At 68.5% G+C, this 25,821-nt stretch carries 19 protein-coding genes; 9 read left to right on the plus strand and 10 right to left on the minus strand.

Going from position 1 to position 25,821, the window contains the following annotated elements; translation table 11 throughout:
• Positions 1-36: 36 nt before the first annotated feature.
• From recG to ubiA, 6 genes are all read left to right on the plus strand, one after another.
• Positions 37-2,364, plus strand: a complete 2,328-nt coding sequence (gene recG, locus WS51_RS13935; protein WP_069229329.1) for an ATP-dependent DNA helicase RecG — start codon at positions 37-39, stop codon at positions 2,362-2,364.
• A gap of 137 nt (positions 2,365-2,501) precedes the next feature.
• Positions 2,502-3,461 (plus strand): hydrogen peroxide-inducible genes activator, encoded by a 960-nt coding sequence (locus WS51_RS13940; RefSeq protein ID WP_059452027.1) that lies wholly within the window; start codon positions 2,502-2,504, stop codon positions 3,459-3,461.
• A 540-nt stretch (positions 3,462-4,001) separates the two neighbouring features.
• Positions 4,002-6,188, plus strand: a complete 2,187-nt coding sequence (gene katG / locus WS51_RS13945; RefSeq protein WP_069229330.1) for a catalase/peroxidase HPI — start codon at positions 4,002-4,004, stop codon at positions 6,186-6,188.
• Between the two features lie 98 nt (positions 6,189-6,286).
• Complete coding sequence (locus tag WS51_RS32525; RefSeq protein ID WP_167357980.1) at positions 6,287-6,442, plus strand: hypothetical protein; 156 nt, start codon at positions 6,287-6,289, stop codon at positions 6,440-6,442.
• 121 nt (positions 6,443-6,563) lie between these two features.
• Positions 6,564-7,052: a non-specific DNA-binding protein DpsA gene (gene dpsA, locus WS51_RS13950; RefSeq protein WP_059452029.1), complete on the plus strand. Its 489-nt coding sequence runs from the start codon at positions 6,564-6,566 to the stop codon at positions 7,050-7,052.
• Between the two features lie 279 nt (positions 7,053-7,331).
• Positions 7,332-8,204: a 4-hydroxybenzoate octaprenyltransferase gene (ubiA, locus tag WS51_RS13955; RefSeq protein ID WP_059506951.1), complete on the plus strand. Its 873-nt coding sequence runs from the start codon at positions 7,332-7,334 to the stop codon at positions 8,202-8,204.
• Between the two features lie 94 nt (positions 8,205-8,298).
• Here the strand turns inward: ubiA and proC are convergent, their stop codons facing one another.
• The 6 genes from proC to WS51_RS13985 all read right to left on the minus strand — a co-directional run bounded on the left by proC (position 8,299) and on the right by WS51_RS13985 (position 15,444).
• Positions 8,299-9,111 (minus strand): pyrroline-5-carboxylate reductase, encoded by an 813-nt coding sequence (gene proC, locus WS51_RS13960; protein ID WP_059451310.1) that lies wholly within the window; start codon positions 9,109-9,111, stop codon positions 8,299-8,301.
• 50 nt (positions 9,112-9,161) lie between these two features.
• Complete coding sequence (locus tag WS51_RS13965) at positions 9,162-9,860, minus strand: YggS family pyridoxal phosphate-dependent enzyme (RefSeq protein ID WP_059506953.1); 699 nt, start codon at positions 9,858-9,860, stop codon at positions 9,162-9,164.
• 139 nt (positions 9,861-9,999) lie between these two features.
• The gene (glcF, locus tag WS51_RS13970) at positions 10,000-11,226 is read right to left on the minus strand and encodes a glycolate oxidase subunit GlcF (RefSeq protein ID WP_059506954.1); all 1,227 of its coding nucleotides are present in this window, start codon (positions 11,224-11,226) and stop codon (positions 10,000-10,002) included.
• A gap of 7 nt (positions 11,227-11,233) precedes the next feature.
• Positions 11,234-12,322, minus strand: coding sequence for a glycolate oxidase subunit GlcE (gene glcE / locus WS51_RS13975; protein WP_059451313.1), 1,089 nt, complete (start codon positions 12,320-12,322; stop codon positions 11,234-11,236).
• Between the two features lie 180 nt (positions 12,323-12,502).
• Positions 12,503-13,996, minus strand: a complete 1,494-nt coding sequence (locus WS51_RS13980; RefSeq protein WP_059451314.1) for an FAD-linked oxidase C-terminal domain-containing protein — start codon at positions 13,994-13,996, stop codon at positions 12,503-12,505.
• A gap of 38 nt (positions 13,997-14,034) precedes the next feature.
• Positions 14,035-15,444 (minus strand): FAD-binding oxidoreductase, encoded by a 1,410-nt coding sequence (locus WS51_RS13985; RefSeq protein WP_069229331.1) that lies wholly within the window; start codon positions 15,442-15,444, stop codon positions 14,035-14,037.
• A 140-nt stretch (positions 15,445-15,584) separates the two neighbouring features.
• On the opposite strand from WS51_RS13985, the gene WS51_RS13990 reads away from it, so the two are divergent.
• Entirely contained in the window at positions 15,585-16,136 is a 552-nt protein-coding gene (locus WS51_RS13990; RefSeq protein ID WP_059506956.1) for a cob(I)yrinic acid a,c-diamide adenosyltransferase, read from the plus strand.
• A gap of 95 nt (positions 16,137-16,231) precedes the next feature.
• Positions 16,232-17,440, plus strand: a complete 1,209-nt coding sequence (gene hmpA / locus WS51_RS13995) for an NO-inducible flavohemoprotein (RefSeq protein WP_069229332.1) — start codon at positions 16,232-16,234, stop codon at positions 17,438-17,440.
• Between the two features lie 120 nt (positions 17,441-17,560).
• Here hmpA and aroG read toward each other — a convergent pair whose 3' ends face one another.
• Positions 17,561-18,634 (minus strand): 3-deoxy-7-phosphoheptulonate synthase AroG, encoded by a 1,074-nt coding sequence (aroG, locus tag WS51_RS14000; RefSeq protein WP_059465445.1) that lies wholly within the window; start codon positions 18,632-18,634, stop codon positions 17,561-17,563.
• A gap of 42 nt (positions 18,635-18,676) precedes the next feature.
• On the opposite strand from aroG, the gene WS51_RS32110 reads away from it, so the two are divergent.
• Entirely contained in the window at positions 18,677-18,922 is a 246-nt protein-coding gene (locus WS51_RS32110; protein WP_167357975.1) for a hypothetical protein, read from the plus strand.
• Positions 18,923-19,032: 110 nt separating this feature from the next.
• On the opposite strand, the gene tldD is transcribed toward WS51_RS32110, so the two are convergent.
• The 3 genes from tldD to WS51_RS14015 all read right to left on the minus strand — a co-directional run bounded on the left by tldD (position 19,033) and on the right by WS51_RS14015 (position 25,663).
• The gene (gene tldD / locus WS51_RS14005) at positions 19,033-20,499 is read right to left on the minus strand and encodes a metalloprotease TldD (protein ID WP_059451318.1); all 1,467 of its coding nucleotides are present in this window, start codon (positions 20,497-20,499) and stop codon (positions 19,033-19,035) included.
• 89 nt (positions 20,500-20,588) lie between these two features.
• Complete coding sequence (locus WS51_RS14010) at positions 20,589-21,416, minus strand: carbon-nitrogen hydrolase family protein (protein WP_059451319.1); 828 nt, start codon at positions 21,414-21,416, stop codon at positions 20,589-20,591.
• A gap of 47 nt (positions 21,417-21,463) precedes the next feature.
• Positions 21,464-25,663, minus strand: coding sequence for a YhdP family phospholipid transporter (locus tag WS51_RS14015; RefSeq protein ID WP_069229333.1), 4,200 nt, complete (start codon positions 25,661-25,663; stop codon positions 21,464-21,466).
• Positions 25,664-25,821: the final 158 nt, after the last annotated feature.

Consider the following 25,821-nt stretch of genomic DNA (forward strand, 5'->3'; position numbering starts at 1 on the left):
TATTGTACTTGCCTTGCGAAGCACCCAGACGATCCGATGCCTGTGTCACCACGCCGTTCCTCCGCCGCCATGGCCGATTCCGCCGATCCGTTCGACGCGGACGATGCAGCGTCAGCCGCGCAAAGCGCGGAGCCGCGCGGTGCCGCGCCGCGCCGTGCGGGCCCGAAGCGCGGCGCCGACGGGCGGCTCGCGCGGCCGGCCGCCGCCGCGTCCGACGTCGAACCGGGCGCCGGCGGCGACGACGCAGCGGCGGCCGATACGTCCGGCGCGAAGCGCAAGAAGAAGGCGGCCGCCGACAAACCCGTGAAGACCGCCGACAAGCTCGCGAAGCTCGGCCTCACGCGCTCGATCGATCTCGTGCTGCATTTGCCGATGCGCTACGAGGACGAAACCACGCTCACGCCGATCGGGGAACTGCTGCCGGGCGGCATCGCGCAGACCGACGGCGTGGTGTTCGACAACGAAGTCGCCTACCGGCCGCGGCGCCAGCTGGTCGTGAAGATCCGGGACGACGACGGCGAGCAGCTCGTGCTGCGCTTTCTCAATTTCTACGGCTCGCAGGTCAAGCAGATGGCCGTCGGCCAGCGGCTGCGCGTGCGGGGGGACGTGCGCGGCGGCTTCTTCGGGATGGAGATGGTGCATCCGGCCGTGCGCGTCGTCGAAGCCGACGCGCCGCTGCCGCAGGTGCTCACGCCGGTCTACCCGAGCACGGCCGGCGTGTCGCAGGCGTATTTGCGCAAGGCGATCGAGAACGCGGTCGAGCGCACGCCGCTGCCCGAGCTGCTGCCGCCCGAGATCGAACGCGACTACCTGAAGCCGCTCGGCGTGCCGACGCTCGCGCAGGCCGTGCGGATCCTGCACCACCCCGGCGTCGATTCCGACGAGGCCGCGCTGATGGACGGCTCGCATCCGGCGTGGACGCGCATCAAGTTCGAGGAGTTGCTCGCGCAGCAGCTGTCGCTCAAGCGCGCGCACGAGGAGCGCCGCACGCGCGCGGCGCCCGCGATGCCGCGCCGCGCCGCGACCGACGCCGATTCGCTGACGGCCCGCCTCTACGCGGCGCTGCCGTTCACGCTGACGGGCGCGCAGTCGCGCGTCGTCGACGAGATCGCGCACGACCTCACGCTCGCGCACCCGATGCAGCGGCTGCTGCAGGGCGACGTCGGCAGCGGCAAGACGGTCGTCGCGGCGCTGGCGGCCACGCAGGCGATCGACGCCGGCTACCAGGCCGCGCTGATGGCGCCGACCGAAATCCTCGCGGAGCAGCACGCGCGCAAGCTGCGCGCGTGGCTCGAACCGCTCGGCGTATCGGTCGCGTGGCTCGCGGGCAGCCTGAAGGCGAAGGAGAAGCGCGCGGCGATCGAGGCGGCGGCGCTGGGCACCGCGCAGCTCGTGATCGGCACGCACGCGATCATCCAGGACACGGTCGAATTCGCGCGGCTCGGCCTCGTGATCGTCGACGAGCAGCACCGCTTCGGCGTCGAGCAGCGTCTCGCGCTGCGCGCGAAGGCCGCGAATGCGGCCAACGGCGCGCGCGACTTCCAGCCGCACCAGCTGATGATGTCGGCCACGCCGATTCCGCGCACGCTCGCGATGACGTATTACGCGGATCTCGAAGTGTCGACGATCGACGAATTGCCGCCGGGCCGCACGCCGGTGCTGACGCGCCTCGTCGGCGATGCGCGACGCGAAGAGGTGATCGCCCGCGTGCGCGAGGCCGCGCTGACGGGCCGCCAGGTGTACTGGGTATGCCCGCTGATCGAGGAGAGCGAGACGCTGCAGCTGCAGACGGCCGTCGAAACCTACGAGACGCTCGCCGCGGCGCTGCCCGAGCTGAAGGTCGGGCTCGTGCACGGGCGGCTGTCGCCGGCCGACAAGGCGGCCGTGATGGACGCGTTCACGCGCAACGAAGTTCAGCTGCTCGTCGCGACGACCGTGATCGAGGTTGGCGTCGACGTGCCGAACGCGTCGCTGATGGTGATCGAGCACGCGGAGCGTTTCGGCCTCGCGCAGTTGCATCAGTTGCGCGGCCGCGTCGGGCGCGGCACCGCGGCGTCGGTGTGCGTGCTGCTGTACACGGGCCCGTTGTCGATCGCCGGCCGCGAGCGGCTGAAGACGATGCGCGAGACGACCGACGGCTTCGAAATCGCGCGGCGCGACCTCGAAATCCGCGGCCCGGGCGAATTTCTCGGCGCACGCCAGTCCGGCGCGGCGATGCTGCGCTTCGCGAACCTCGAGACGGACGGCTGGCTGATCGACCCGGCACGCGAGGCAGCGGCGCGGTTGATCGCCGCGTATCCCGACGTGGTCACGCAGCATCTCGCGCGCTGGCTGGGGGCGCGGGAGCAGTATCTGAAGGCCTGATCCGCGTATTCAGGGCCGGATTTAAAACCGCCATTCGGCCGCGATCGGGTGCATCGCGATGCACAGAAACTTGGCGAACCGATGCCAACAGGTGTATAAATTAAACCTATCGCCTGTATATCCCTGATTGACCCACAATGACCCTCACTGAATTGAAGTACATCGTCGCGGTCGCGCGCGAGCGGCATTTCGGTCGCGCGGCCGAAGCATGCTTCGTGAGCCAGCCGACGCTATCGGTGGCGATCAAGAAGCTGGAAGACGAGCTGAACGTGCAGATTTTCGAGCGCGGCGCGAGCGAAGTGAGCGTGACCCCGATCGGCGACCAGATCGTCACGCAGGCGCAGCGCGTACTCGAGCAGACCTTCGCGATCAAGGAGATCGCGAAACAGGGCAAGGATCCGCTCGTCGGCCCGTTCCGGCTCGGCGTGATCTACACGATCGGGCCGTACCTGCTGCCGACGCTCGTCAAGCAGATGATCCAGCGCGTGCCGCAGATGCCGCTGATGCTGCAGGAGAACTACACGCTGAAGTTGCTCGAGCTGCTGAAGCAGGGCGAGATCGACGCCGCGATCATGGCGCTGCCGTTTCCCGAGACCGGCCTGATGGTGCGGCCGCTGTACGACGAGCCGTTCGTCGTCGCGCTGCCGGCCGGCCATCCATGGGAGAAGCGCGACGAGATCGACGCCGAGGACCTGAAGCAGGAAACCATGCTGCTGCTCGGCAATGGCCATTGCTTCCGCGACCACGTGCTCGGCGTGTGCCCGGAGCTGATGCGCTTTTCGCAGACGGCCGACGGTATCCAGAAGACCTTCGAAGGCTCGTCCCTCGAAACGATTCGTCATATGGTCGCGAGCGGTGTCGGCATCACGGTGCTGCCGCGGATGTCGGTTGCCGAAGTCGGCCCGCGCGCGAACGGTCCCGACGCCGAGCTGCTGTCGTACGTGCCGTTCAACGAACCGGTGCCGGACCGCCGCGTCGTGCTGGTGTGGCGCAAGAGCTTCACGCGGATGCCGGCGATCGACGCGATCAGCGAGGCGATCGCCGCGTGCGATCTGCCGGGCGTCGCGAAGCTCGACATGCCGACGACGATGAACTGAGCGGGGCAGCATGCATCCAGGGAGACCGGTGAACGGGGCCACGTGGTCCCGTTTATTTTTGCCTATCGCATAGATGAAATTTATTAAATTCAAATAATCAATAGAAATTACTAGAATCGACTCCATGAACTGCAACGGATCGGCGGCCGGTTTGCACGCTGAATGCAGCTGTCAAAGGAGGATGTCATGATGCGGTCGATACTGCAGCACGCGCAGCGGAACATCCCGTTGCGCGACGAGGTCGTAAATCGCGCGAGGGCCGCGGCCCGCAGCCTGCGTCCGATTGCGTTCGCGTATCTGGCGGACCGTGTGTATGGTGGATGAGTGCCGCGGCATGCCGGTTCCGTGTTCCCAGCCTCACCGCCAACCAGCCATGAGGGACCATCGCATGTCCGAACTTCCGCAGCCCGCATCGGAAGCCACGCCGCCTGGCACCCCGTAGCACGACGGGACCAACCGTTCCGTTTCATCCCCCCGCAATGCTCCACGAACCGCGCCCGGCAAGTGGGGGCTCACGAGCAAGTAAAGGAGAAAAAAAGCATGTCGACCGAATCGAAATGTCCGTTCAACCATACGGCGGCCGGCGGCACGTCGAACAAGGACTGGTGGCCGAACCAGCTCAATCTCGACATCCTGCATCGACACTCGGCGCTGTCCGATCCGATGGACAAGGATTTCGACTACGCGCAAGCGTTCAAGAAGCTCGACCTCGCTGCGGTGAAGCGCGACCTGCAGGCGCTGATGACGACGTCGCAGGACTGGTGGCCGGCCGACTTCGGCCACTACGGCGGCCTGTTCATCCGGATGGCCTGGCACAGCGCCGGCACATACCGGATCGCCGACGGCCGCGGCGGCGCGGGCGGCGGGCAGCAGCGCTTCGCGCCGCTGAACAGCTGGCCGGACAACGGCAACCTCGACAAGGCGCGCCGGCTGCTGTGGCCGATCAAGCAGAAGTACGGCCGCAACATCTCGTGGGCTGACCTGATGATCCTGACCGGCAACGTCGCGCTCGAATCGATGGGCTTCAAGACCTTCGGCTTCGCCGGCGGCCGTGTCGACACATGGGAACCGGACGACGTCTACTGGGGTTCGGAAAAGATCTGGCTGGAACTGAGCGGCGGCCCGAACAGCCGTTACTCCGGCGACCGTGAACTCGAGAATCCGCTCGCGGCCGTGCAGATGGGCCTCATCTACGTGAACCCGGAAGGTCCGGACGGCAATCCCGACCCGGTCGCGGCGGCGCGCGACATCCGCGAGACGTTCGCGCGGATGGCGATGAACGACGAAGAGACGGTCGCGCTGATCGCCGGTGGCCACACGTTCGGCAAGACGCACGGCGCGGGTCCCGCATCGAACGTCGGCCCGGAACCGGAAGCGGCCGGCATCGAGCAGCAGGGTCTCGGCTGGAAGAGCACGTACGCATCGGGCAAGGGCCGCGACGCGATCACGAGCGGCCTCGAGGTCACGTGGACGTCGACGCCGACGAAGTGGAGCAACGATTTCTTCAAGCACCTGTTCAGCTACGAATGGGAACTGACGAAGAGCCCGGCCGGCGCGCATCAGTGGGTCGCGAAGGGCGCCGACGAGGTGATTCCGGATGCATTCGATCCGGCGAAGAAGCATCGCCCGACGATGCTCACGACCGACCTGTCGCTGCGTTTCGACCCGGCCTACGAAAAGATCTCGCGCCGCTTCTACGAGAATCCGGCCGAATTCGCCGACGCGTTCGCGCGCGCCTGGTTCAAGCTCACGCACCGCGACATGGGCCCGCGCGCCCGCTACCTCGGCCCGGAAGTGCCGGCCGAGGAACTGCTGTGGCAGGACCCGATTCCGGCCGTCGATCACAAGCTGATCGACGACGCCGACGTCGCGGCGCTGAAGGCGAAGGTGCTTGCATCGGGCCTGTCGGTCGCGCAGCTCGTGTCGACCGCCTGGGCATCGGCTTCGACGTTCCGCGGTTCCGACAAGCGCGGCGGCGCGAACGGTGCGCGCATCCGCCTGGCGCCGCAGAAGGACTGGGAAGTGAACCAGCCGGCCGCGCTCGCGACGGTGCTCGAGACGCTGGAAGGCGTGCGCAAGGCGTTCAACGATGCGCAGACGGGGGGCAAGAAGGTGTCGCTCGCCGACCTCATCGTGCTGGCCGGCGCGGCCGGCGTCGAACAGGCCGCGAAGAACGCGGGTGTCGCGGTGACGGTGCCGTTCGCGCCGGGCCGGATGGACGCGTCGCAGGAGCAGACCGACATCGAAGCGATGGCCGTGCTCGAGCCGGTCGCGGACGGCTTCCGCAACTACCTGAAGCGCGCGTACAAGATCCCGGCCGAGGCGCTGCTCGTCGACAAGGCGCAGTTGCTGACGCTGAGCGCGCCCGAGATGACGGTGCTCGTCGGCGGCCTGCGCGTGCTCGGCGCGAACGTCGGTGACGCCAAGCACGGCGTGTTCACCGATCGTCCGGGCTCGCTGACCAACGACTTCTTCGTGAACCTGCTCGACATGGGCACGGAGTGGACGCCGGCGTCGGCCGCGCACGACGTTTTCGAGGGGCGCGATCGGGCGACCGGCCAGGTCAAGTGGACCGGTACGCGCGTCGACCTGATCTTCGGTTCGCACTCGCAGTTGCGCGCGCTTGCCGAGGTGTACGGCAGCGCGGACGCGCACGAGAAGTTCGTGCGCGATTTCGTCGCGGCCTGGAACAAGGTGATGAACCTCGATCGCTTCGACCTCGCATGAATGTCGCGATGCGGTAACGCAGTCACGTTGTAACGTGAAACGGCCGGTCGCACGACCGGCCGTTTTTTCTCCAGAACCTTGTCGAAGGAGTGACGACCATGATGCAAATGATGCTGAACATGCGCACCGCGTTCACGCCGGCCGAGTGGGCGCGGCGCATCGTCGGTTTCGCGATCGTCGTCGGCGGCGCGGCCGAGCTGGCCGCGCAGGCGCTGCACGCGCTCGCGCCGCTCGTGTCGAGCGCGGGTGCCTGAATGCAGCGAATCGCGCGTCCGCGCTAGACTTGCATGTCGAGGACGGATGCCGCGCAATACGGCATGCGGTTTGCTCGACACATTTTCGCCGGTTCAACATTTCGAACGAGGAGTCCCGAAGATGGCCAAGAAAGGCAACGCCACGCAGATCAACATCGGCATCAGCGACAAGGACCGCAGGAAGATCGCGGACGGCCTGTCGCGTCTGCTTGCCGATACGTTCTCGCTGTACCTGAAGACCCACAACTTTCACTGGAACGTCACCGGGCCGATGTTCAACACGCTGCACCTGATGTTCGAAGAGCAGTACAACGAACTGTGGCTCGCGGTCGACTCGGTCGCCGAGCGCATTCGTACGCTCGGCGTCGTCGCCCCGGGCACGTTCGCGGATTTCGCGAAGCTGTCGTCGGTGCCGGAAGCGAACGGGGTGCCGGCCGCCGAAGAAATGATCCGTCAGCTCGTCGAAGGGCACGAGACGGTCGTGCGCACCGCGCGCGAGATTTTCCCGATCGCCGATGCGGCGAGCGACGAACCGACCGCCGACCTGCTGACGCAGCGCCTGCAGACGCACGAAAAGACCGCGTGGATGCTGCGCTCGCTGCTCGCGTAGGTTCGTTGCGGCCGGTCGGCCGCCATGCGGCACGCATCGGCGGGCAGCACGGCCCGAATCGGGGCCAGGTCGCCTGCATCGGCGCGAATTCCGCCCGGCCGCCGATGCCTGCCTCGCGCAGGTCCATCTGTCGATTGGCGAGCGGCCCCGCCCGAGCTGCTTGCGCCGGGCCGAAGCGGCCGACGCGCGGCGCGCCGCATGCGCTCGCGGGCGATCCCGACATGACGCGAAGCGCGGCTCGGCTCTAAAATGCCGGGATTATCTTCCCGGTAGTTCGCCATGCTTGCCCGCTTTCCCCTGTATCTGCGGCTCGTCCGGATGGACAAGCCGATCGGCAGCCTGCTGCTGCTCTGGCCGACGCTCAACGCACTGTGGATCGCATCGGACGGCCATCCGCGCTGGCCGCTGATCGTGATCTTCGCGCTCGGCACGCTGCTGATGCGCTCGGCCGGCTGCGCGATGAACGACTATGCCGACCGCGATTTCGATCGCCACGTGAAGCGCACCGCCGACCGGCCGCTGACGTCCGGCAAGATCCGCGCATGGGAAGCCGTCGCGATCGCGGTGGTGCTGTCGTTCCTCGCGTTCTTGCTGATCCTGCCGCTCAACACGCTGACGAAGGAGCTGTCGGTCGTCGCGTTGTTCGTCGCCGGTTCGTATCCGTTCATGAAACGATTCTTCGCGATTCCGCAGGCGTATCTCGGCATCGCGTTCGGCTTCGGCATTCCGATGGCGTTCGCGGCCGTGCAGGACACGGTGCCGATGCTCGCGTGGGTGATGCTGATCGCGAATATTTTCTGGTCGGTCGCGTACGACACCGAATACGCGATGGTCGATCGCGACGACGACATCAAGATCGGCATCCGCACGTCCGCGCTGACGTTCGGCCGCTTCGACGTCGCGGCCGTGATGGCCTGCTATGCGGCGACGCTCGGCATCTACGCATGGATCGGCGTGACGCTCGGCTTCGGCCTCGCGTACTGGGCCGGCTGGGCGGCGGCCGTCGGCTGCGCGCTGTATCACTACACGCTAATCAAGGGGCGCGAGCGGATGCCGTGCTTCGCGGCGTTCCGGCACAACAACTGGCTCGGCGGCGTGTTGTTCGCGGGAATCGCCGCGCATTACCTGCTGGCGGGTGCGACGGGCAACTGAAGCGGCCGCGCACTGCGCCCGATGCCAACAAAAAAGCGGCCGAGGCCGCTTTTTTGTTGGCGGTGCCGGGCGTGCACCGCGTGGGCCGCTGCGCTTACGCGCGGCCGAGCTCGTCGCCCATTTCCTTCGCGCGCGCCTCGGCTGCAAGCGCACCGCGCACGATCGCTTCCTTCACGCCCTGCGCATCGAACGACGCGAGCGCGGCGGCCGTCGTGCCGCCCTTCGACGTCACGCGCTCGCGCAGCACGCTCGCCGGCTCGCCCGATTGCGCGGCCAGTTGCGCGGCGCCCGCGAACGTGGCGACCGCGAGCGCGCGGCCCTGTTCGTCGTTCATGCCGAGGCGGCGCGCGGCTTCCTGCAGCGCTTCGATGAAATAGAACACGTAGGCCGGGCCGCTGCCCGAGATCGCCGTGACGGCGTCGAGCTGCGCTTCGTCGTCGAACCACACGATTTCGCCGACCGCGCCGAGCACGTTCGACGCGAGCTCGCGACCGGCGGCGTCGACGCCCGGCAGCGCGGCGAGGCCCGTCACGCCCATGCCGACCAGCGCGGGCGTGTTCGGCATCGTGCGCACGACGCGTGCGTAGTCGCCGAGCCAGCGGGCGAGGTCGGTGCCGCGGATGCCCGCCGCGATGCTGATCACGAGCTGCGATTTCAGATGCGGCGCGAGTGCCTGCGCGACGTCCTTCAGCACCTGCGGTTTCACCGCGAGCACGATCGCGTCGTAGTCGGCGAGCGTCGCGTCGATGGCAGCACCGGTGCGGATGCCGAACTGCTGCGCCGCGCGTGCGCGGACGTCCTCGTTGACGTCGATGGCATACAGGCCGTCAGCGGCAACGCCGCGCTTGATCAGGCCGCCGATGAGGGCCGCGGCCATGTTGCCGCCGCCGATGAATGCGATTTTCATGATGTCCGATTGAGCAGGTGAGTGAACGGAAAGGCGAAAAAGGGCCGCGCTCAGTGCGAATAGTCGCGCGCGCCGAAGATCGCGGTACCGACGCGCACGATCGTCGCGCCTTCGAGCACGGCGGCTTCGAGATCGGCGGACATGCCCATCGACAACGTGTCGAGCGGCAGGCCGTCGGCGCGCAATGCATCGAACAGCGCGCGCAGCGCACGATGCGGCACGCGTTGCGAATCGGTATCGCCGGCCGGCTCGGGAATCGCCATCAGGCCGCGCAGGCGGAGTGCCGGCAGCGCGGCGACCGCGCGCGCGAACTCGGCCACGTCGGCCGGCGCGACGCCGCTCTTCGATGCCTCGCCGCTGATGTTCACCTGCACGCACACGTTGAGCGGCGGCAGGTGCGCGGGGCGTTGTTCGGCAAGGCGCTGCGCGATCTTCAGCCGGTCGACCGAATGGACCCAGTCGAACCGTTCGGCGACCGGGCGTGTCTTGTTCGATTGCAGCGGCCCGATGAAATGCCATTCGAGATCCGCGCGCAGATCGGCGAGCGCGTCGATCTTGTCGATCGATTCCTGCACGTAGTTCTCGCCGAATGCGCGTTGCCCTGCCGCATGCGCGGCGCGCACGTCGTCGGCGGGAAAAGTCTTCGATACGGCGAGCAACGAGACGGTGGCGGGATCGCGGCCGGCGGCGCGGGCGGCATCGGCGATGCGGCGGTGAACGGAGTCGAGACGGGCGGCGAAGTCGGACATGACGGGCACGGAAGCAGGCACGGGAAGCGAGTACGGTGACGAACGCGGCACGGCACGCGCCGCGTCGACTCGCCCATTATACGGACGCCCGCGCGCACGCCGCGCGAGTGCCCGTTCGCGCCGATAGCGGGAACGCGCGTTACCCGTACAGCAGATGCTCGACCAGCTGAATCCAGTGCGTGACCGGTATCTGCGTGCCGCTTTGCAGATGCGCGATGCAGCCGACGTTGCCGGACACGATCATCTGCGGCTCGAGCGCCTGCAGCTTCAGCAGCTTCTGCTTGCGCAGCCGGTACGACAGCGACGGCTGCGTCAGCGAATAGGTGCCGGCCGACCCGCAGCACAGATGGCTGTCGGCAGGCAGCCGCACGTCGATGCCGAGCGTCTCGAGCAGGCGCTCGACCTTGCCGCGCGACTGCTGGCCGTGCTGCAGCGTGCACGGCGGGTGATACGCGACGGTATGGATCGCGCGGCGCCGCGCGAGCGTCGAGAGCTCGGCCTCGAACGCGAGCAGCACGTCCGAGATGTCGCGCGTCAGCGCGACGATGCGCTGCGCCTTCTCCGCATAGGCCGGATCGTCGCGCAGCAGGTGCGCGTATTCGAGCACCGTCGCGCCGCAGCCCGATGCATTCATCACGATCGCCTCGGCGCCTTGCTCGACGTACGGCCACCACGCGTCGATGTTGCGGCGTGCGTCGTCGAGCGCTTCGTCGTGATAGTTCAGGTGCAGGCGGATCGCGCCGCAGCAGCCCGCGTCGGGCGCGACGACCGCCTCCACGCCGAGCGCGTCGAGCACGCGCGCGGTCGCGATGTTGATGTTCGGCAGCATCGACGGCTGCACGCAGCCGGCGAGCATCAGCATCTTGCGCGGATGCGTGCGCTGCGGCCATTCGAGCAGCCGCGTGCGCGGCGGCACCTTGTCGCGCAGCCGCTTCGGCAACAGCGGCCGCACGTGCTGGCCGAGCCGCATGACCGGCGAGAACAGCGCCGCGTTCGGCACGAGGCTCGCGAGCATGCGGCGCACGAGCCGCTGCTGCACCGGACGCTGCACTTGCGCTTCGACGTGCTTGCGGCCGATCTCGACGAGCCGGCCGTACTGGACGCCCGACGGGCAGGTCGTCTCGCAACTGCGGCAGGTGAGGCAGCGGTCCAGATGCTGCTGCGTGCTGCGCGTGACCGGCGCGCCTTCGACCATCTGCTTGATCAGGTAGATGCGGCCGCGCGGGCCGTCGAGTTCGTCGCCGAGCAGTTGGTAGGTCGGGCACGTCGCGGTGCAGAAGCCGCAATGCACGCACTTGCGCAGGATCGCGTCGGCCTCGTCGCCGTCGGGCGTATTGCGGATGAAATCGGCGAGGTTCGTTTGCATCGAGCCCTCAGAGATCGGGGTAGAGCCGGCCGCGATTGAAGATGCGCGCGGGATCGAACGCAGTCTTCAGCCCGCGGTGAATCTTCATCAGCGGCGCGGGCAGCGGCGTGAACACGCCCGCGCTGCGGTCGTAGGAATCGCCCGCGCGGAACAGCGTCGCATGGCCGCCGGCCTGCTTCGCGCTCATGCGCACCGTTTGCGCGTCGGCGTCGGTGATCCACCAGCGCTGCGCGCCGCCCCATTCCATCAGCTGCGTGCCGGGCAGGTGCATCGGTTCGGTGATCGACGGCAGCGCGAGGCGCCACAGCGCATAGCCGGGCGGAATGCCGTTGAAGAACGGATCGGTGTGCTCGCGCAGGCCGGCCCAGAAGCGCTCGGCCTCGACCGCGTCGACGACTTCGCCGCCGAGCAGCGTCTTCGCCGATTTCACGGCGGCTTCCGCGCCCGACAGCCGCAGCACCAGCGTGCCGTTGCGCCATGCGCTCGCGCTGACGGGCAGCGGATGGCCGCCCCATTCGTTGAGCTTGCGCACCGCGTCGGTCGCGGTCATCTCGAACTTCAGCGTGACTTCGGCGACCGGCACCGGCAGTACCTTGATCGACAGGTCGAGCATCAGCCCGAGCGTGCCGAGCGAGCCGGCCATCAGCCGCGACACGTCGTAGCCGGCGACGTTCTTCACGACCTGTCCGCCGAAGCGCAGCACTTCGCCGCGCCCGTTCATCAGCGTGACGCCGAGCACGAAATCGCGCGGCGCGCCGCAGGTCGCGCGGCGCGGGCCCGCGAGGCCCGCCGCGATGCAGCCGCCGACGGTGGCCGCGCGGCCGAAATGCGGCGGTTCGAACGGCAGCATCTGGCCGCGCTCGGCGAGGACGGTTTCAAGCTGCGCGAGCGGCGTGCCCGCGCGGACCGTGACGACGAGCTCGGCCGGGTCGTACGACACGACGCCCTGAAACGCGCGCGTGTCGAGTATTTCGCCGTCCAGCGCCTGGCCGTACCAGTCCTTGGTGCCGCCGCCGCGAATCCGCAGCGGCCGGCCGTCTGCACTGGCGGCACGGATGCGCTCGGCCCATCCGGCGACGATGTCGTCCTCTTCCATGTTCCGTTGCTGCCTCGTTGTTGTCCGGTCGATTGTACCGGGGTGGCGCGAATCCACATCGCGACTATCCCTAAGCGCGGTATCGCGAAGGCATGCAGCCGCCGCCGCGCGCATGGCTGGCGCGAGCGGGGTGCGCATCGCGGCCCGCGCGTCGACACGCGCCGCGCAACCGCGCGGCGCTCAGAAGCGCGGCAGGTCGGGGTGCGGCAGCAGCCCCCCGCGTACGTGCTGGCGGCCGTATTCGGCGCAACGCGCGCGGGTCGGGATGCCCTTGTCGGGATTGAGCAGCCCGGCCGGATCGAATGCGCGCTTGACCGCGAAGAACGCATCGCGCTCCTGCGGCGAGAACTGTACGCACATCGAATTGAGCTTTTCGATGCCGACGCCGTGCTCGCCCGTCACGCTGCCGCCGAATTCCACGCAGCACTCGAGGATTTCCGCACCGAACTGCTCGGCGCGGTGCAGCTCGTCCGGATCGTTCGCGTTGTAGAGGATCAGCGGATGCATGTTGCCGTCGCCCGCATGGAACACGTTGATGCAGCGCAGCCCGTAGCGCGTCTCGAGTTGCTCGATGCGCGCGAGCAGCGGGCCGATCGCGCGGCGCGGCACGGTGCCGTCCATGCAGTAATAGTCGGCGGAAATGCGCCCGGCGGCCGGAAACGCATTTTTGCGGCCGGACCAGAAGCGCAGCCGCTCGCTTTCGTTGCGCGACACCTGGATGCGCGTCGCGCCATGTTCGCGCAGCACGGCCGTCATGCGGACGATTTCCTCCGCGACCTCCTCGGGCGTGCCGTCCGATTCGCACAGCAGGATCGCCTTCGCGTCGACGTCGTAACCCGCGTGCGTGAACGCCTCGACGGCCTGCGTGGCCGGCTTGTCCATCATTTCCAGCCCGGCCGGGATGATGCCCGACGCGATGATCGCGGCGACCGCCTCGCCGCCCTTCACGACATCGTCGAAGCTCGCCATCACGAGCTGCGCGGTCTGCGGTTTCGGGATCAGCTTCACCGTGACCTCGGTGACGATCGCGAACATCCCTTCGCTGCCGATCATCACCGCGAGCAGGTCGAGGCCCGGCGTGTCGAGGCCGAGCGAGCCGAATTCGACGATCTCGCCGTCGATCGTGACCGCGCGCACGCGCATCACGTTGTGCACCGTCAGCCCGTATTTGAGGCAGTGGACGCCGCCCGAATTTTCCGCGACGTTGCCGCCGATCGTGCAGGCGATCTGCGACGACGGATCGGGCGCGTAATACAGCCCGTAAGGCGCGGCGGCTTCCGAAATCGCGAGGTTGCGTACGCCGGGCTGCACGGTGGCCGTGCGCGCGTACGGGTCGACCTCGACGATGCGCGTGAAGCGCGCGAGCGACAGCACCACGCCGTTGGCGATCGGCAGCGCGCCGCCGGACAGGCTCGTGCCCGCCCCGCGCGGCACGATCGGCACTTCCATGCGCCGGCAGATCTGCACGATCCGCTGCACCTGCGATTCGGTTTCGGGCAGCGCGACCGCCAGCGGCAGCCGGCGATATGCGGACAGGCCGTCGCATTCGTACGGGGCGGTGTCCTCGTCGCGGAACAGCAGGCAATGCGTCGGCAGCACGGCCATCAGCGCCTGCACGACTTCGCGCTGGCGCTGCGCGCGCATCGCGCTCGACAGTTCGACGGAAGCGTTCATCGGGTCTCCTGCGGGCGGCGCGGCGGCGCGCCGCCGTGTCAGCACGTGAAGATCTTGCCGGGATTCATCAGGTTGCGCGGATCGAGCGCGAGCTTGATGGCGCGCATTGCGTCGATCGCGTTGTCGCCGTGCTCCTTCGGCAGGAAGCGCATCTTGTGCAGGCCGACGCCGTGCTCGCCGGTGCAGGTGCCGCCGAGGCGCAGCGCGCGCTCGACGATCCGGTCGTTGATGCGTTCGGCTTCGTCGATTTCGTCGGGCTTGTCGGGGTCGATCAGGATCGCGACGTGGAAATTGCCGTCGCCGACGTGGCCGACGATCGGGCAGGGCAGCGACGATGCGCACAGGTCGGCTTCGGTTTCCTCGACGCACGCGGCGAGTTGCGAGATCGGCACGCATACGTCGGTCGTCACCGCGCGGCAGCCGGGTTTGAGCTGCAGCATCGCGAAGTACGCGTTATGGCGCGCGGCCCAGAGCCGCGAGCGATCCTCGGGGCGGGTCGCCCATTCGAAGCCCTGGCCGTTGTTCTGGCCCGCGAGCGTCTGCACGAGCTCGGCCTGTTCCTTCACGCCGGCCTCGGTGCCGTGGAATTCGAAGAACAGCGTCGGCGCTTCGGTGAGCGTCAGGTTCGAGTGGCGATTGATCGAGCGCACCGCGAGCGAGTCGACGAACTCGACGCGCGCGATCGGCACGCCGATCTGGATCGTCTCGATCACGGTGCGCACCGCGTCGCCCATCGACGGGAACGTGCAGATCGCGGCCGACACGGCTTCGGGCAGCGGATGCAGGCGCAGCGTGATCTCGGTGATCACGCCGAGCGTGCCTTCGGAGCCGACGAACAGCCGCGTGAGGTCATAGCCGGCCGACGACTTGCGCGCGCGCGAGCCCGTCTTCACGACGCGGCCGTCGGCCAGCACGGCCGTGAGGCCCAGCACGTTCTCGCGCATGGTTCCATAGCGCACGGCGTTGGTGCCCGACGCGCGGGTCGCGGTCATCCCGCCGATGCTGGCGTCGGCGCCCGGATCGATCGGGAAGAACAGGCCGGTGTCGCGCAGCGCTTCGTTGAGCGCCTTGCGCGTGATGCCCGGCTCGACCGTGACGGTCAGGTCTTCCGCGTTGATCGACAGCACGCGGTTCATTTCCGACAGGTCGAGCGAGACGCCGCCGCGCACGGCGAGCAGGTGGCCTTCGAGCGACGAGCCCGCGCCATACGGGATCAGCGGCACGCTGTAGAGCGCGCACAGCGACACGACTTCGCGTACTTCATCGGCGTTGTGCGCGAATACGACGGCGTCGGGCAATTGCGGATCGAACGGCGACTCGTCGCGGCCGTGGTGGGCGCGCACGGCATCGGCGGTCGACACGCGCTCGCCGAAGGCGGCGCGCAGCGCATCGAGCATGGCGGGGGGCAGCGGGCGGCGCGCGGTGGCCGGCGGGGCAGGGTGATTCACGAATGTCTCCTGGCGACTGCTTGTCGAACTTTCGGCCCATTCTACGCTGTAACGCCCGCTGCGCCCGCCGCCGCGGGCTGCGATAATCGCGTTCCTACGCAACCGGGCCGCATCGCGGCCGCGCACGAGAGGACATTCGGATGGGCAACCGCTTGAGCAAGATCGCGACGCGCACGGGCGACGACGGCACCACGGGCCTCGGCGACGGGCGGCGCGTCGGCAAGGACGACGCGCGGATCGCCGCGATCGGCGACGTCGACGAACTGAACTCGAACCTCGGCGTGCTGCTCGCCGAGCCGCTGCCGGACGACGTGCGCACCGCGCTGGTCACGATCCAGCACGACCTGTTCGATCTCGGCGGCGAGCTGTGCATTCCCGGCCATGCGGTACTCGACGACACGCACCTCGCCCGGCTCGACCGGTGGCTCGCCGACTACAACGCGACGCTGCCGCCGCTGAAGGAATTCATCCTGCCGGCCGGCTCGCGCGCGGCGTCGCTCGCGCACGTGTGCCGCACGGTATGCCGGCGCGCCGAGCGCTCGATCGTCGCGCTCGGGCGCACCGACACGCTCAACGATGCGCCGCGGCGCTACGTGAACCGGCTGTCGGACCTGCTGTTCGTGCTGGCGCGCGTGCTGAACCGCACGGACGGTGGGTCGGACGTGCTGTGGGAGCGCGGCCGGATCCGCTGACGCGCGGCAGCGTTTTTGCTCGATGCGACAATTTGCCAGAGGGGCGGCGTTTTTTTAAACATGTATCGTATGTGCATGTTTAACGGAGAACGAACATGACCCACATCACCGCTGACCAGATGGCCCGAGTGAAGGCCACCGCCCCCGTCCTGGCCGAGCATGGCGCGACGATCACGAAGCATTTCTATCAGCGCATGTTCGCGCGTCATCCGGAACTGAAGAACTTGTTCAACCAGACGCACCAGAAGACGGGCAGCCAGCCGGAAACGCTCGCGAAGGCCGTCTATGCGTATGCGGCGAACATCGACAATCTCGGCGCACTGGGCGGCGCGGTGTCGCATATCGCGCACAAGCACGCGAGCCTGAACATCCGTCCCGAGCATTACCCGATCGTCGGCGAGAACCTGCTCGCGTCGATCGTCGAGGTGCTCGGCGAGGCGGTCGATGCGCAGACGCTCGACGCATGGCGCGTCGCGTACGGCCAGCTCGCGCAGATCCTGATCGGCGCCGAGGCCGACCTCTATGCAGGCGCCGCGTGGAGCGGTTTCCGTCCGTTCAGAGTCGCCCGCAAGGTGCGTGAAAGCGACGAGATCACGTCGTTCTACCTGACACCCGCCGACGGCGGCGACGCGCCGACCTTCGAGCCGGGCCAGTACGTCACGGTGAAGCGTTTCGTCGGCGAGCTTGGCGTCGACCAGCCGCGCCAGTACAGCCTGTCCGATGCGCCGCACGGCAAGTGGCTGCGCATCTCGGTGAAGCGCGAGGCCGGCCAGCCTGAAGCCATCCCGCCCGGCAAGGTGTCGACGCTGATGCACGACGGTGTGGAGGAGGGCGCGATCGTCGAAGTGACCGCGCCGATGGGCGAATTTTCGCTCAAGCGCGGCGTCGATACGCCGGTCGTGCTGATCTCCGGCGGGGTCGGCCTGACGCCGATGGTGTCGATGGCATCGACGCTCGTCGGCGAAGGCAGCACGCGCGACGTGCGGTTCGTTCACGCATGCCGGTCGGGCGCGGTGCACGCGTTCCGCGACTGGTTGAACGATACGGTGCGCGACCATGCGAACGTGAAGCGCACGGTGCTGTACGAGCAGGTCGGCCCGAACGACCGCGGCGGCGTCGATCACGACCTCGAAGGGCGTCTGACGCCGGAACGCGTGAAGCAATACGCGCTGGTGCCGGATGCCGACTACTATGTGTGCGGCCCGGTCGCGTTCATGAAGGCGCAACGCGACGCGCTGGTCGCGCTGGGCGTCGAGCCGGCACGCATCAAGACCGAGATCTTCGGTTCGGGTGCGCTCGAGTGAGGACCTGACGGCGGTTCCCCCAAACGAACAGGCCCGGCGCGAGCCGGGCCTTATCGTTGCAGCGCGAGGCGCAGGCCGCCAGCCCGCAGGCGGCAGGCGCCGCCTCGGGCCTGCCGGCGCTCAGTTGCCGCTGCCGCGCGCGACGCGCCGTGCCTTCACCGATTCCGCGAGGCCTTCGAGCACCTTCACGCTGTCGTCCCACGCGATGCACGCGTCGGTGATGCTCTGGCCGTAGGTCAGCGGGCAGCCTTCCTTCAGGTCCTGGCGCCCTTCGACCAGGTGCGACTCGATCATCACGCCGACGATGCGCTCGTCGCCGGCCGCGACCTGGCGGCCGATGTCCGCGCACACGGGGATCTGGTTCTCGTGCTTCTTCGAGCTGTTCGCGTGGCTCGCATCGATCATCAAGCGCGCGGCGAGGCCGGCCTTGCCGATGTCGGCGCATGCGGCGTTCACGCTGTCCGCATCGTAGTTCGGCGTCTTGCCGCCGCGCAGAATCACGTGGCAGTCCTCGTTGCCGGCCGTCGACACGATCGCCGAGTGACCGCCCTTGGTCACCGACAGGAAATGGTGCGGCTGCGAGGCGGCCTTGATCGCGTCGACCGCGATCTTCACGTTGCCGTCGGTGCCGTTCTTGAAACCGACCGGGCACGACAGCCCCGACGCAAGCTCGCGGTGCACCTGCGACTCGGTCGTGCGCGCGCCGATCGCGCCCCACGAGATCAGGTCGGCGATGTACTGCGGGCTGATCATGTCGAGGTATTCGGTCGCGGCCGGCAGGCCCATCTCGTTGATCTGCAGCAGCAGTTCGCGCGCGGTGCGCAGCCCTTCGTTGATCTTGAAGCTGTTGTCGAGGTGCGGATCGTTGATGAGGCCTTTCCAGCCGACCGTCGTGCGCGGCTTCTCGAAGTACACGCGCATCACGATTTCCAGCTCGCCCTTGAAGCGCTCGCGCTCCTTCACGAGCCGCCCCGCGTACTCGATCGCCGCCTTCGTATCGTGGATCGAGCACGGCCCGATCACCACGATCAGCCGGTCGTCCATCCCGTGCAGGATGCGGTGCATCGACTGGCGCGAGTTGTAGATCAGCTCGGACGCGGCCTCGGAGCATGCGAATTCGCGGATCAGGTGGGCGGGCGGCGTCAGTTCCTTGAGTTCGCGAATGCGGACGTCGTCGGTGTTGTGCGGGGGCATGCTGTTTCTCCTAATTTTGCGGGCGCCGTTCGGTCAGTGCGCGTGCGGCAGATTCATCAATTCAAGCGATTCAGTGATTTCGGTCGGGGCCGCGGGATCCGCTGCGGCGGCGACCGGGTGGCGAAGGGCGAAAAAAAACCGCCGGGTTCGCCGGCGGTTTTTTCGGGAATTTCGGTTGCGCTTTACGCGCCATCAACCCTCTCGATCCGCCAGCGGTCTGAGATACCAAAAAAAGTAAAAGTAAAACTTGGCGGACATGACGGAGATTCGGTTCGTCAAAAAAGTTGATTCGGAATTTATACCCGGTCGCCGGGCGGCTGGCAACCGGGGATGCTCGAAAATGCGGACAATCCGCGCGTTTTAGTCAAAATGCGCGGATTGTCTGCGTCGCGATGCGGTTATGCCGTACCGCCGACCGTCATCTTGTCGATCCGCAAGGTCGGCTGGCCGACACCGACCGGCACGCTCTGGCCTTCCTTGCCGCACACGCCGACGCCCGAGTCGAGCGACATGTCGTTGCCGATCATGCTCACGTACTTCAGCGATTCCGGGCCGCTGCCGATCAGCGTCGCGCCCTTCACCGGGTACGTGATCTTGCCGTTCTCGATCATGTACGCCTCGGACGCCGAGAACACGAACTTGCCGTTCGTGATGTCGACCTGGCCGCCGCCGAAGTTCACCGCGTACAGGCCGTTCTTCACCGACGCGATGATTTCCTGCGGATCCTTGTCGCCGTTCAGCATGTACGTGTTGGTCATGCGCGGCATCGGCAGCGCCGCATACGACTCGCGCCGTGCGTTGCCGGTGACGGGCATCTTCATCAGGCGCGCGTTCAGCGTGTCCTGGATGTAGCCCTTCAGGATGCCGTCCTCGATCAGCGTCGTGCACTGCGTCGGGTTGCCTTCGTCGTCGATGTTCAGCGAACCGCGGCGATTCGGCAGCGTGCCGTCGTCGACCACCGTCACGCCCTTCGCGGCGACCTGTTCGCCGATGCGCCCGGCGAACGCCGACGAGCCCTTGCGGTTGAAGTCGCCCTCGAGGCCATGGCCGATCGCCTCGTGCAGCAGCACGCCCGGCCAGCCCGGCCCGAGCACGACCGTCATCGCGCCGGCCGGGGCGGGGCGCGCGTCGAGGTTCACGAGCGCCGCGTGCACGGCGTCGTCGACGTAGCGCGACAGCACCTCGTCGGTGAAGTAGCCGTAGTCGAAGCGGCCGCCGCCGCCGCCGGAGCCGATTTCGCGGCGACCGTTCTGTTCGGCGATCACCGTGACCGACACGCGCACGAGCGGGCGGATGTCGGCCGCGAGCGCGCCGTCGCTGCGCGCGACCAGCACGACGTCGTATTCGCCGGCGAGGCCCGCCATCACCTGCGTGACGCGCGGATCGCGCCCGCGCGCCATCTGCTCGATGCGCTCGAGCAACTTGACCTTGGCCGTCGCGTCGAGCGACGCGAGCGGATCGGACGGCAGGTACAGGTCGCGGCCCGAGATGCCCTTCAGCGACGTCGCCGCCTTGATCTTCTGGCGGCCGCCGCCGGCCGCCGCGATCGCCTTGGTGGCCGCGGCCGCCTGGGCGATGGCCTCCGGCGACAGGTCGTCCGAGTACGCGAACGCGGTGCGGTCGCCCGCGACCGCACGCACGCCGACGCCCTGGTCGATGCTGAAGCTGCCCGACTTCACGATGCCTTCCTCGAGGCTCCACGCTTCGCTGCGGGTTGCCTGGAAGTACAGGTCCGCGTAGTCGACGCGATGCGTGAAGATGTCGGCGATCGTGCGCGTGAGCAGGCTCTCGTCGAGGCCGTACGGCGTGAGGAGGATGTCCTTCGCCAGCGCAAGATTGCGGATGCCGGGTTCGATGATGTTCATGCGGGTATCGAGGGTTCTCAAAAAGTTGTCGGGTGCGTTCTGGGCAGATGGGTTGGCCGGGCGACGTTTCAAGCGCCGGGGGCAGCGGTTCAGGTCAGCACGCGATGCCGCCACGCGGGCAGGCTCTGGCGCACGTCGGCGATGCGCTGCGGATCGAGCGCGCCGATCACGACGCTCGCGCCTTCGTCGCGAACCGCGACGATCTCGCCCCACGGGTCGATCAGCATGCTGTGGCCCCAGGTGCGCCGGCCGTTCTCGTGCTTGCCGCCTTGCGCGGCCGCGAGCACGTAACACTGGTTCTCGACGGCCCGCGCGCGCAGCAGCATCTCCCAGTGCGCGCGGCCCGTCGTATACGTAAACGCCGACGGCACGACGATCAGCGCGCAGTCGCCCATCCTGCGATACAGCTCCGGAAAGCGCAGATCGTAACAGACCGACAGGCCGACCCGGCCGAACGGCGCGTCGAACGCGACGACGGTGTCGCCCGCGCGGATCGTGCGCGCCTCGTCGAACGATTCGTCGCCTTTCTCGAAGTTGAACAGGTGGATCTTGTCGTAGCGCGCCGCTTCGTGGCCGCTCGGGTCGAACACGAGCGTCGTGTTCAGCACGCGATCGGGTTCGGGCGCCTTCAGCGGCAGCGTGCCGCCGATCACCCAGACGCCGTGACGCTGCGCGGCCTCCGAAAGAAAGCGCTGGATCGGGCCGTCGCGGTAGGGTTCGGCGAGCGCGAGCTTGTCGGTGTCGCGATGGCCCATGAAGCAGAAATACTCGGGCAGCAGCACGAGCTGCGCGCCCTCGCCGGCCGCTTCCGCGATCAGGCGGCCGGCTTCGGCGAGATTGCGTGCGACGTCCGGCGTGCTCACCATCTGCAGCGCGGCGACCCGAAAGGGTGTGGCTAAACGGGTGTGATCGGTCATCGCTGGATCGGTTGCGTCATAAATGGGGTGCGGCCCGACCGAGCGCATCAGTGGCTCGCCGCATCGGCCGGACCGTGGTTCATCTTACCCTGATCGCCCCGCACCCGCTCGATGTGCGGATGCGCCCACGAGCCGGTGATCGCGTAGTCGAGCGCGAACGCGTGCGACAGCGTCTCCGACAGCGCGTAGTTCGCCGCCAGCACGCCGACGCCGAGCAGCGGATTGATGATCGCGGCGGCGATCGCGGCTGTGCCGGCGCCGATCTTCGGCGCGACGTGCGCGTGCAGGTCCTGCGTCTCGGTGCCGAGGTCGACCGCGCCGCGCACGGTCACGTTTGCCGGCGCGGTCGTCATCGAGAAGTCGTCGGTGCGGGCGATGCCGTTCGAGATGCGGCTGGTGCCCGTGATCTTGTCGAACGGCAGTCCCTTGCCGATCACGTCGCGGAAATTGAGCGTCAGGAAGCGCGCGAGGCTCTGCAGGCTGAGCACGCCGAGCAGTTTCGCGGCGCCCGGATCGACCTTCAGGATCTGGCCGTGTTCCAGGTCGAGCGCGACCTGGCCGCCGAGCGACGGGAGGTCGACCGCGGTCGGGCCGCCGCGCCAGCCGACCTTGCCGGTCACCGTGCCGTGGCCGTCCGCCAGCGTGCGCGGCAGGCCGACGAGGTCGAGCAGCGCGCCCGCGTTGCCGACGTCGAGCTTGAAGTCGAACACGCTGCGGCGCGGCGCATCGTTTTCGTCGACGCCGCGGGCCAGCGCGCGGCGCGACGTGCGCCAGTTGCCGGTTGCCGTCAGCTTCGCGGCCGGGTTCGACAGCTCCAGCTTGTCGAGCTGCCACACCGGCGTGCCGGCTTCGTCGATGTTGCGCGCGTTGACGACGAGGCGGCCGATGTCGTGGTTGCGCGCGACGACCTGGTCGACGATCAGGTCGACCGACGGCATCGGCCGGTCGGTCGGCGTCGGCAGGTTCATCGCGCGGCCGACGAGGTCGTGCTGCGCGCTGTCCGGAATCACGAGCTTCGCGAGCCGCGCGTTTAGCACCCCCGCGCCGTTGTGGCCGCCGCCCGGCGCCCAGGACAGGTAGCCCGATACCTGGTTCGACGCGATGTTCGCCTGCCACAGCTCGTCGATGTGCGACGCGCCGATGATCACGTTCTCCCAGTTGCGCTTGAGCAGCTTCAGCGTGCCGAAGTGAAGCGCGAAGCGCTTCGGCGTGAAGCTCGCGACGTCGATGCGCGGCGCGGCTTGCGGTTCCGGCGCGCGCGGCGCGTCGTGCTGCAGCGTGCGGGCCAGTGCGAGCCAGGCGTCGGCGTCGAGTTCGTCGACGTCGACGGCGGCGCTTACGCCCTCCTGCGGCAGGTCGGGCATCCGGTGGATGCCCATCGCGCCGCGCACCGCGCGCAGCGGCTGGCCGGCCGTCGCGTCGAGCAGGTAGGTCGCGGACACGGGGCCGAGCGTCAGGTCGGCATGCTCGAGGCGCTTGCCGCCCGCCTGGCTGGCCGGCTGCAGCGTGAAGCGGAACGGCATCGGCGTGCCGGCCGGTTTCGCGAACGGCGCGGGGAAGTTGAGCGCGACGCCCGTCAGGTCGGAACGCGCGGTGACCTCCGGCAGCCGGCCCGGCGCGCCGCGTACGGCGAGCTGGTACGGCGCGTCGCCGACCACGTGCTCGAGCAGCGCCGCGGCCGTGCCGCGCAGGTTCAGGCCGCGCGTGGCGTCGAGCGCGAGCTTGCCGTCGACGTCGACGGCGTACGGGCCGTGCGACTGGAAGTTGCCGTTCGCGCGCACCGGACCGCCGAGGAAGCGCCCCGACAGGTCGTGCAGCGATGCACCGGCCTCGGTGAAGCGCACGCTGCCGCGCAGCGCGGACAGCGGCGGCACGCCGTCGGTCGACAGCGTGTTGCCGCCGAACGCCAGTGCGCCTTCGACGTGCGTATGCGGATGCGGAACGTGCTGCGGAATCGTGATCTTGAGCGCGAGCGCCGCGGGCCCCTGCGCATCGATCCGCTGGCCGATGTGTCCGCTCATCGCGCCGAGCGAGCTGTTGTCGGCGTAGTCGATCAGGTCCGCGAGCGGGCCTTGCGCGTGGCCGTCGATGACGAGCGGCGACTTCGACGGGTTGCCGAGATCGTCGATCCGGCCGGCGACCTTCGTCAGCGCGACGCGCTTGTAGTGCGCGCGTGCGATGTCGAAGCGCAGCTTGTTCTGCGCGAGCTCGAACACGCCGTCGATTCCGTCGAGCGCGGGCCAGACGCTCGGCGTGCCGTTCGCGAGCTTGCGCGGCGGATACGGCGTCGGCTCGAAGCGCCCGCCGGTAAATGGCGCGACGATGTGGAACACGCCGGCATCCGGCTCGTGTTCGAACGGGAATTTTTCGAGCGGGCCGCGCGCGACGATCGACGCGCCCTTGGACACCTGGCCATCCTGCAGCGCATGGCCGAGGTACGTGCGCAGGTGCTCGGACATCCCGGTCGGCAGGTAGCGCGGAATGCGCGCCACCGACGCACGCGCGAAATCCGCGCGCAGGTCGAGCGAGCCGCGGCCGTGGCCTGGGTTCGTGTACGAGCCCGACACCGCGATTTCCGCATCGGGGTTCGCGACGAACAGGTCGGGCAACGTCACCTCGACGCGCGCGTGCTTTTCGCCCGGCGCCGGCGTGATCGCCCATTTGGCGTTGCCGCGCAGCCGGTCGAAGGTGAGGCGCGGCTCGTCGAATTCACCGGGCACCGTGACCGCCGCATTGACCGCGTCGAAGTGCGCGGCGCCGCCCGTCTCGTTCGCGTCGACGTGGCCCCACAGGTTCTCGACGCCCGGCCAGCCGGCGCGCGGATGGCCGCGCGGCGAGAGGCCCGGCGGCGGCTCCTGCGCGGCGAAGCTGATGCCCTGCAGGTCGCCCAGGAAGCGGTAGCGAACGATCGGCGCGGCGCCGGTGCGGCGCTCCTCGTCGGCGAGCTCGGCCCGCGCCGGCTTCGCGCGTTCGACCTCGATGTGATAGTTCGACACCATCCCGCGCGGGTCGAGCTTGATCAGTTCGTTGCGCAGCCGCGCCGGCAGCGGCAACCCGCGGATGAATTCGCTCAGGATGCCGAGATCGACGCGGTCGCCCACGACGCTCAGGAGTTGCCCCTGGTCGGCGGCCGGCACGCGGTAGCGGGCGGTCAGCGTCGACAGCGCGAGCGAGCGGGCGAGCGGCGTGCCGTCCGGCAGCGGCGTCTGCCCGAGCTCCGCGTTGAAGCGCGTCAGATGCAGCGTGTAGTCGCGGCCGGCGTCGAGCGCCATGTCCCAGCCGAAGCCGACCGTCGGCACGTCGAGGCGCGGCTGGGTCGGCCGCACGCGCAGCACGACGTCGGCGCCCTGCAGGTCGCCGCCGGCGGAGCGCAGGTGGCCGTTCTCGAAGGTCGCCCAGATGGCGTTGTCGATCCGGCCCGCGTGGATCGTGAGCGGAATGTCGAGATAGCGGCCGAGCGTCTGCAGATCGACCGGGCCGGTCGACAGATACGCGTCGCCGGTCCAGTTCGTGGGCTTGCCGATCGGTGCGAGCGGCTTGTGCCGGAAGCGCGCGCGGAAATCGAGCGGGCCGAGCAGCAGCGTGCCGTTCGCGGGCGCCTGCAGCGCGGCCCGGTGCTCGCGGCCGTCGTTGAGCACCGCCAGGCGGATGCCCGCCAGCGCGAGCTCCGGCGCGTCGTGCTGCGCGTCGCGCCAGCGCAGCGTGCCGTTGCGCAGCACGATCGCTTCCTGCTTCAGCAGCCAGGTGCCGAACGTGTCGTTTCCGCCATGGGTGGTCGCGACGCCGACGCCCGCGATGCTCAGCGAGCCGTCGGCCGTGCGCGCGACGACGAGGTCCGGATGGTCGACGATCAGGCTCGACAGCGCGGGCGACAGCCGCAGCAGCGACATCCACGACAGCGCGGCCGTCGCGTGCGGAACGGACAGCGCGACCTGGCCGTCACGACCGCGAATGGTGAGGTTGGCGACTTCGACGCCCGGCTGCATGCCGGACCAGTGAGGAGACAGTTTGCCGATCGAAAGCTGCGCGTGGAGCTTGTCGGACACCGCGCGCTCGATGCGCGGGCGAAATTCGTCGATGCGCGGCAGCAGCACATAGCGCAGCCCGAGGAACGCGCCGGCCGCGACGAAGTACGTGCCGATCCCGACTGCCAGCGTCACCCTGAACACGCGACGCAGGACGGGATGATCGTGCTTCGGAGGTCCCGCTTCGGGCTTGGCTAACGCGGATTCCTGACGGTCGGACATGCGGCGGAAGGGCGGCGATATGGTAGTTTTGCAGACTGACGTTGAAATGTATCACAGGGGTTCGTGCCGGCGGCCTTCGCGGCAGTGCGGCACGGGCCTTCCGGCGCGCGGTTGTCGCGGCGGCGCATCCGCGTCGCGACAACCGCGCCGAGTCCACG

This window comes from Burkholderia territorii (genome assembly GCF_001718335.1).
Lineage (GTDB): Bacteria > Pseudomonadota > Gammaproteobacteria > Burkholderiales > Burkholderiaceae > Burkholderia > Burkholderia territorii.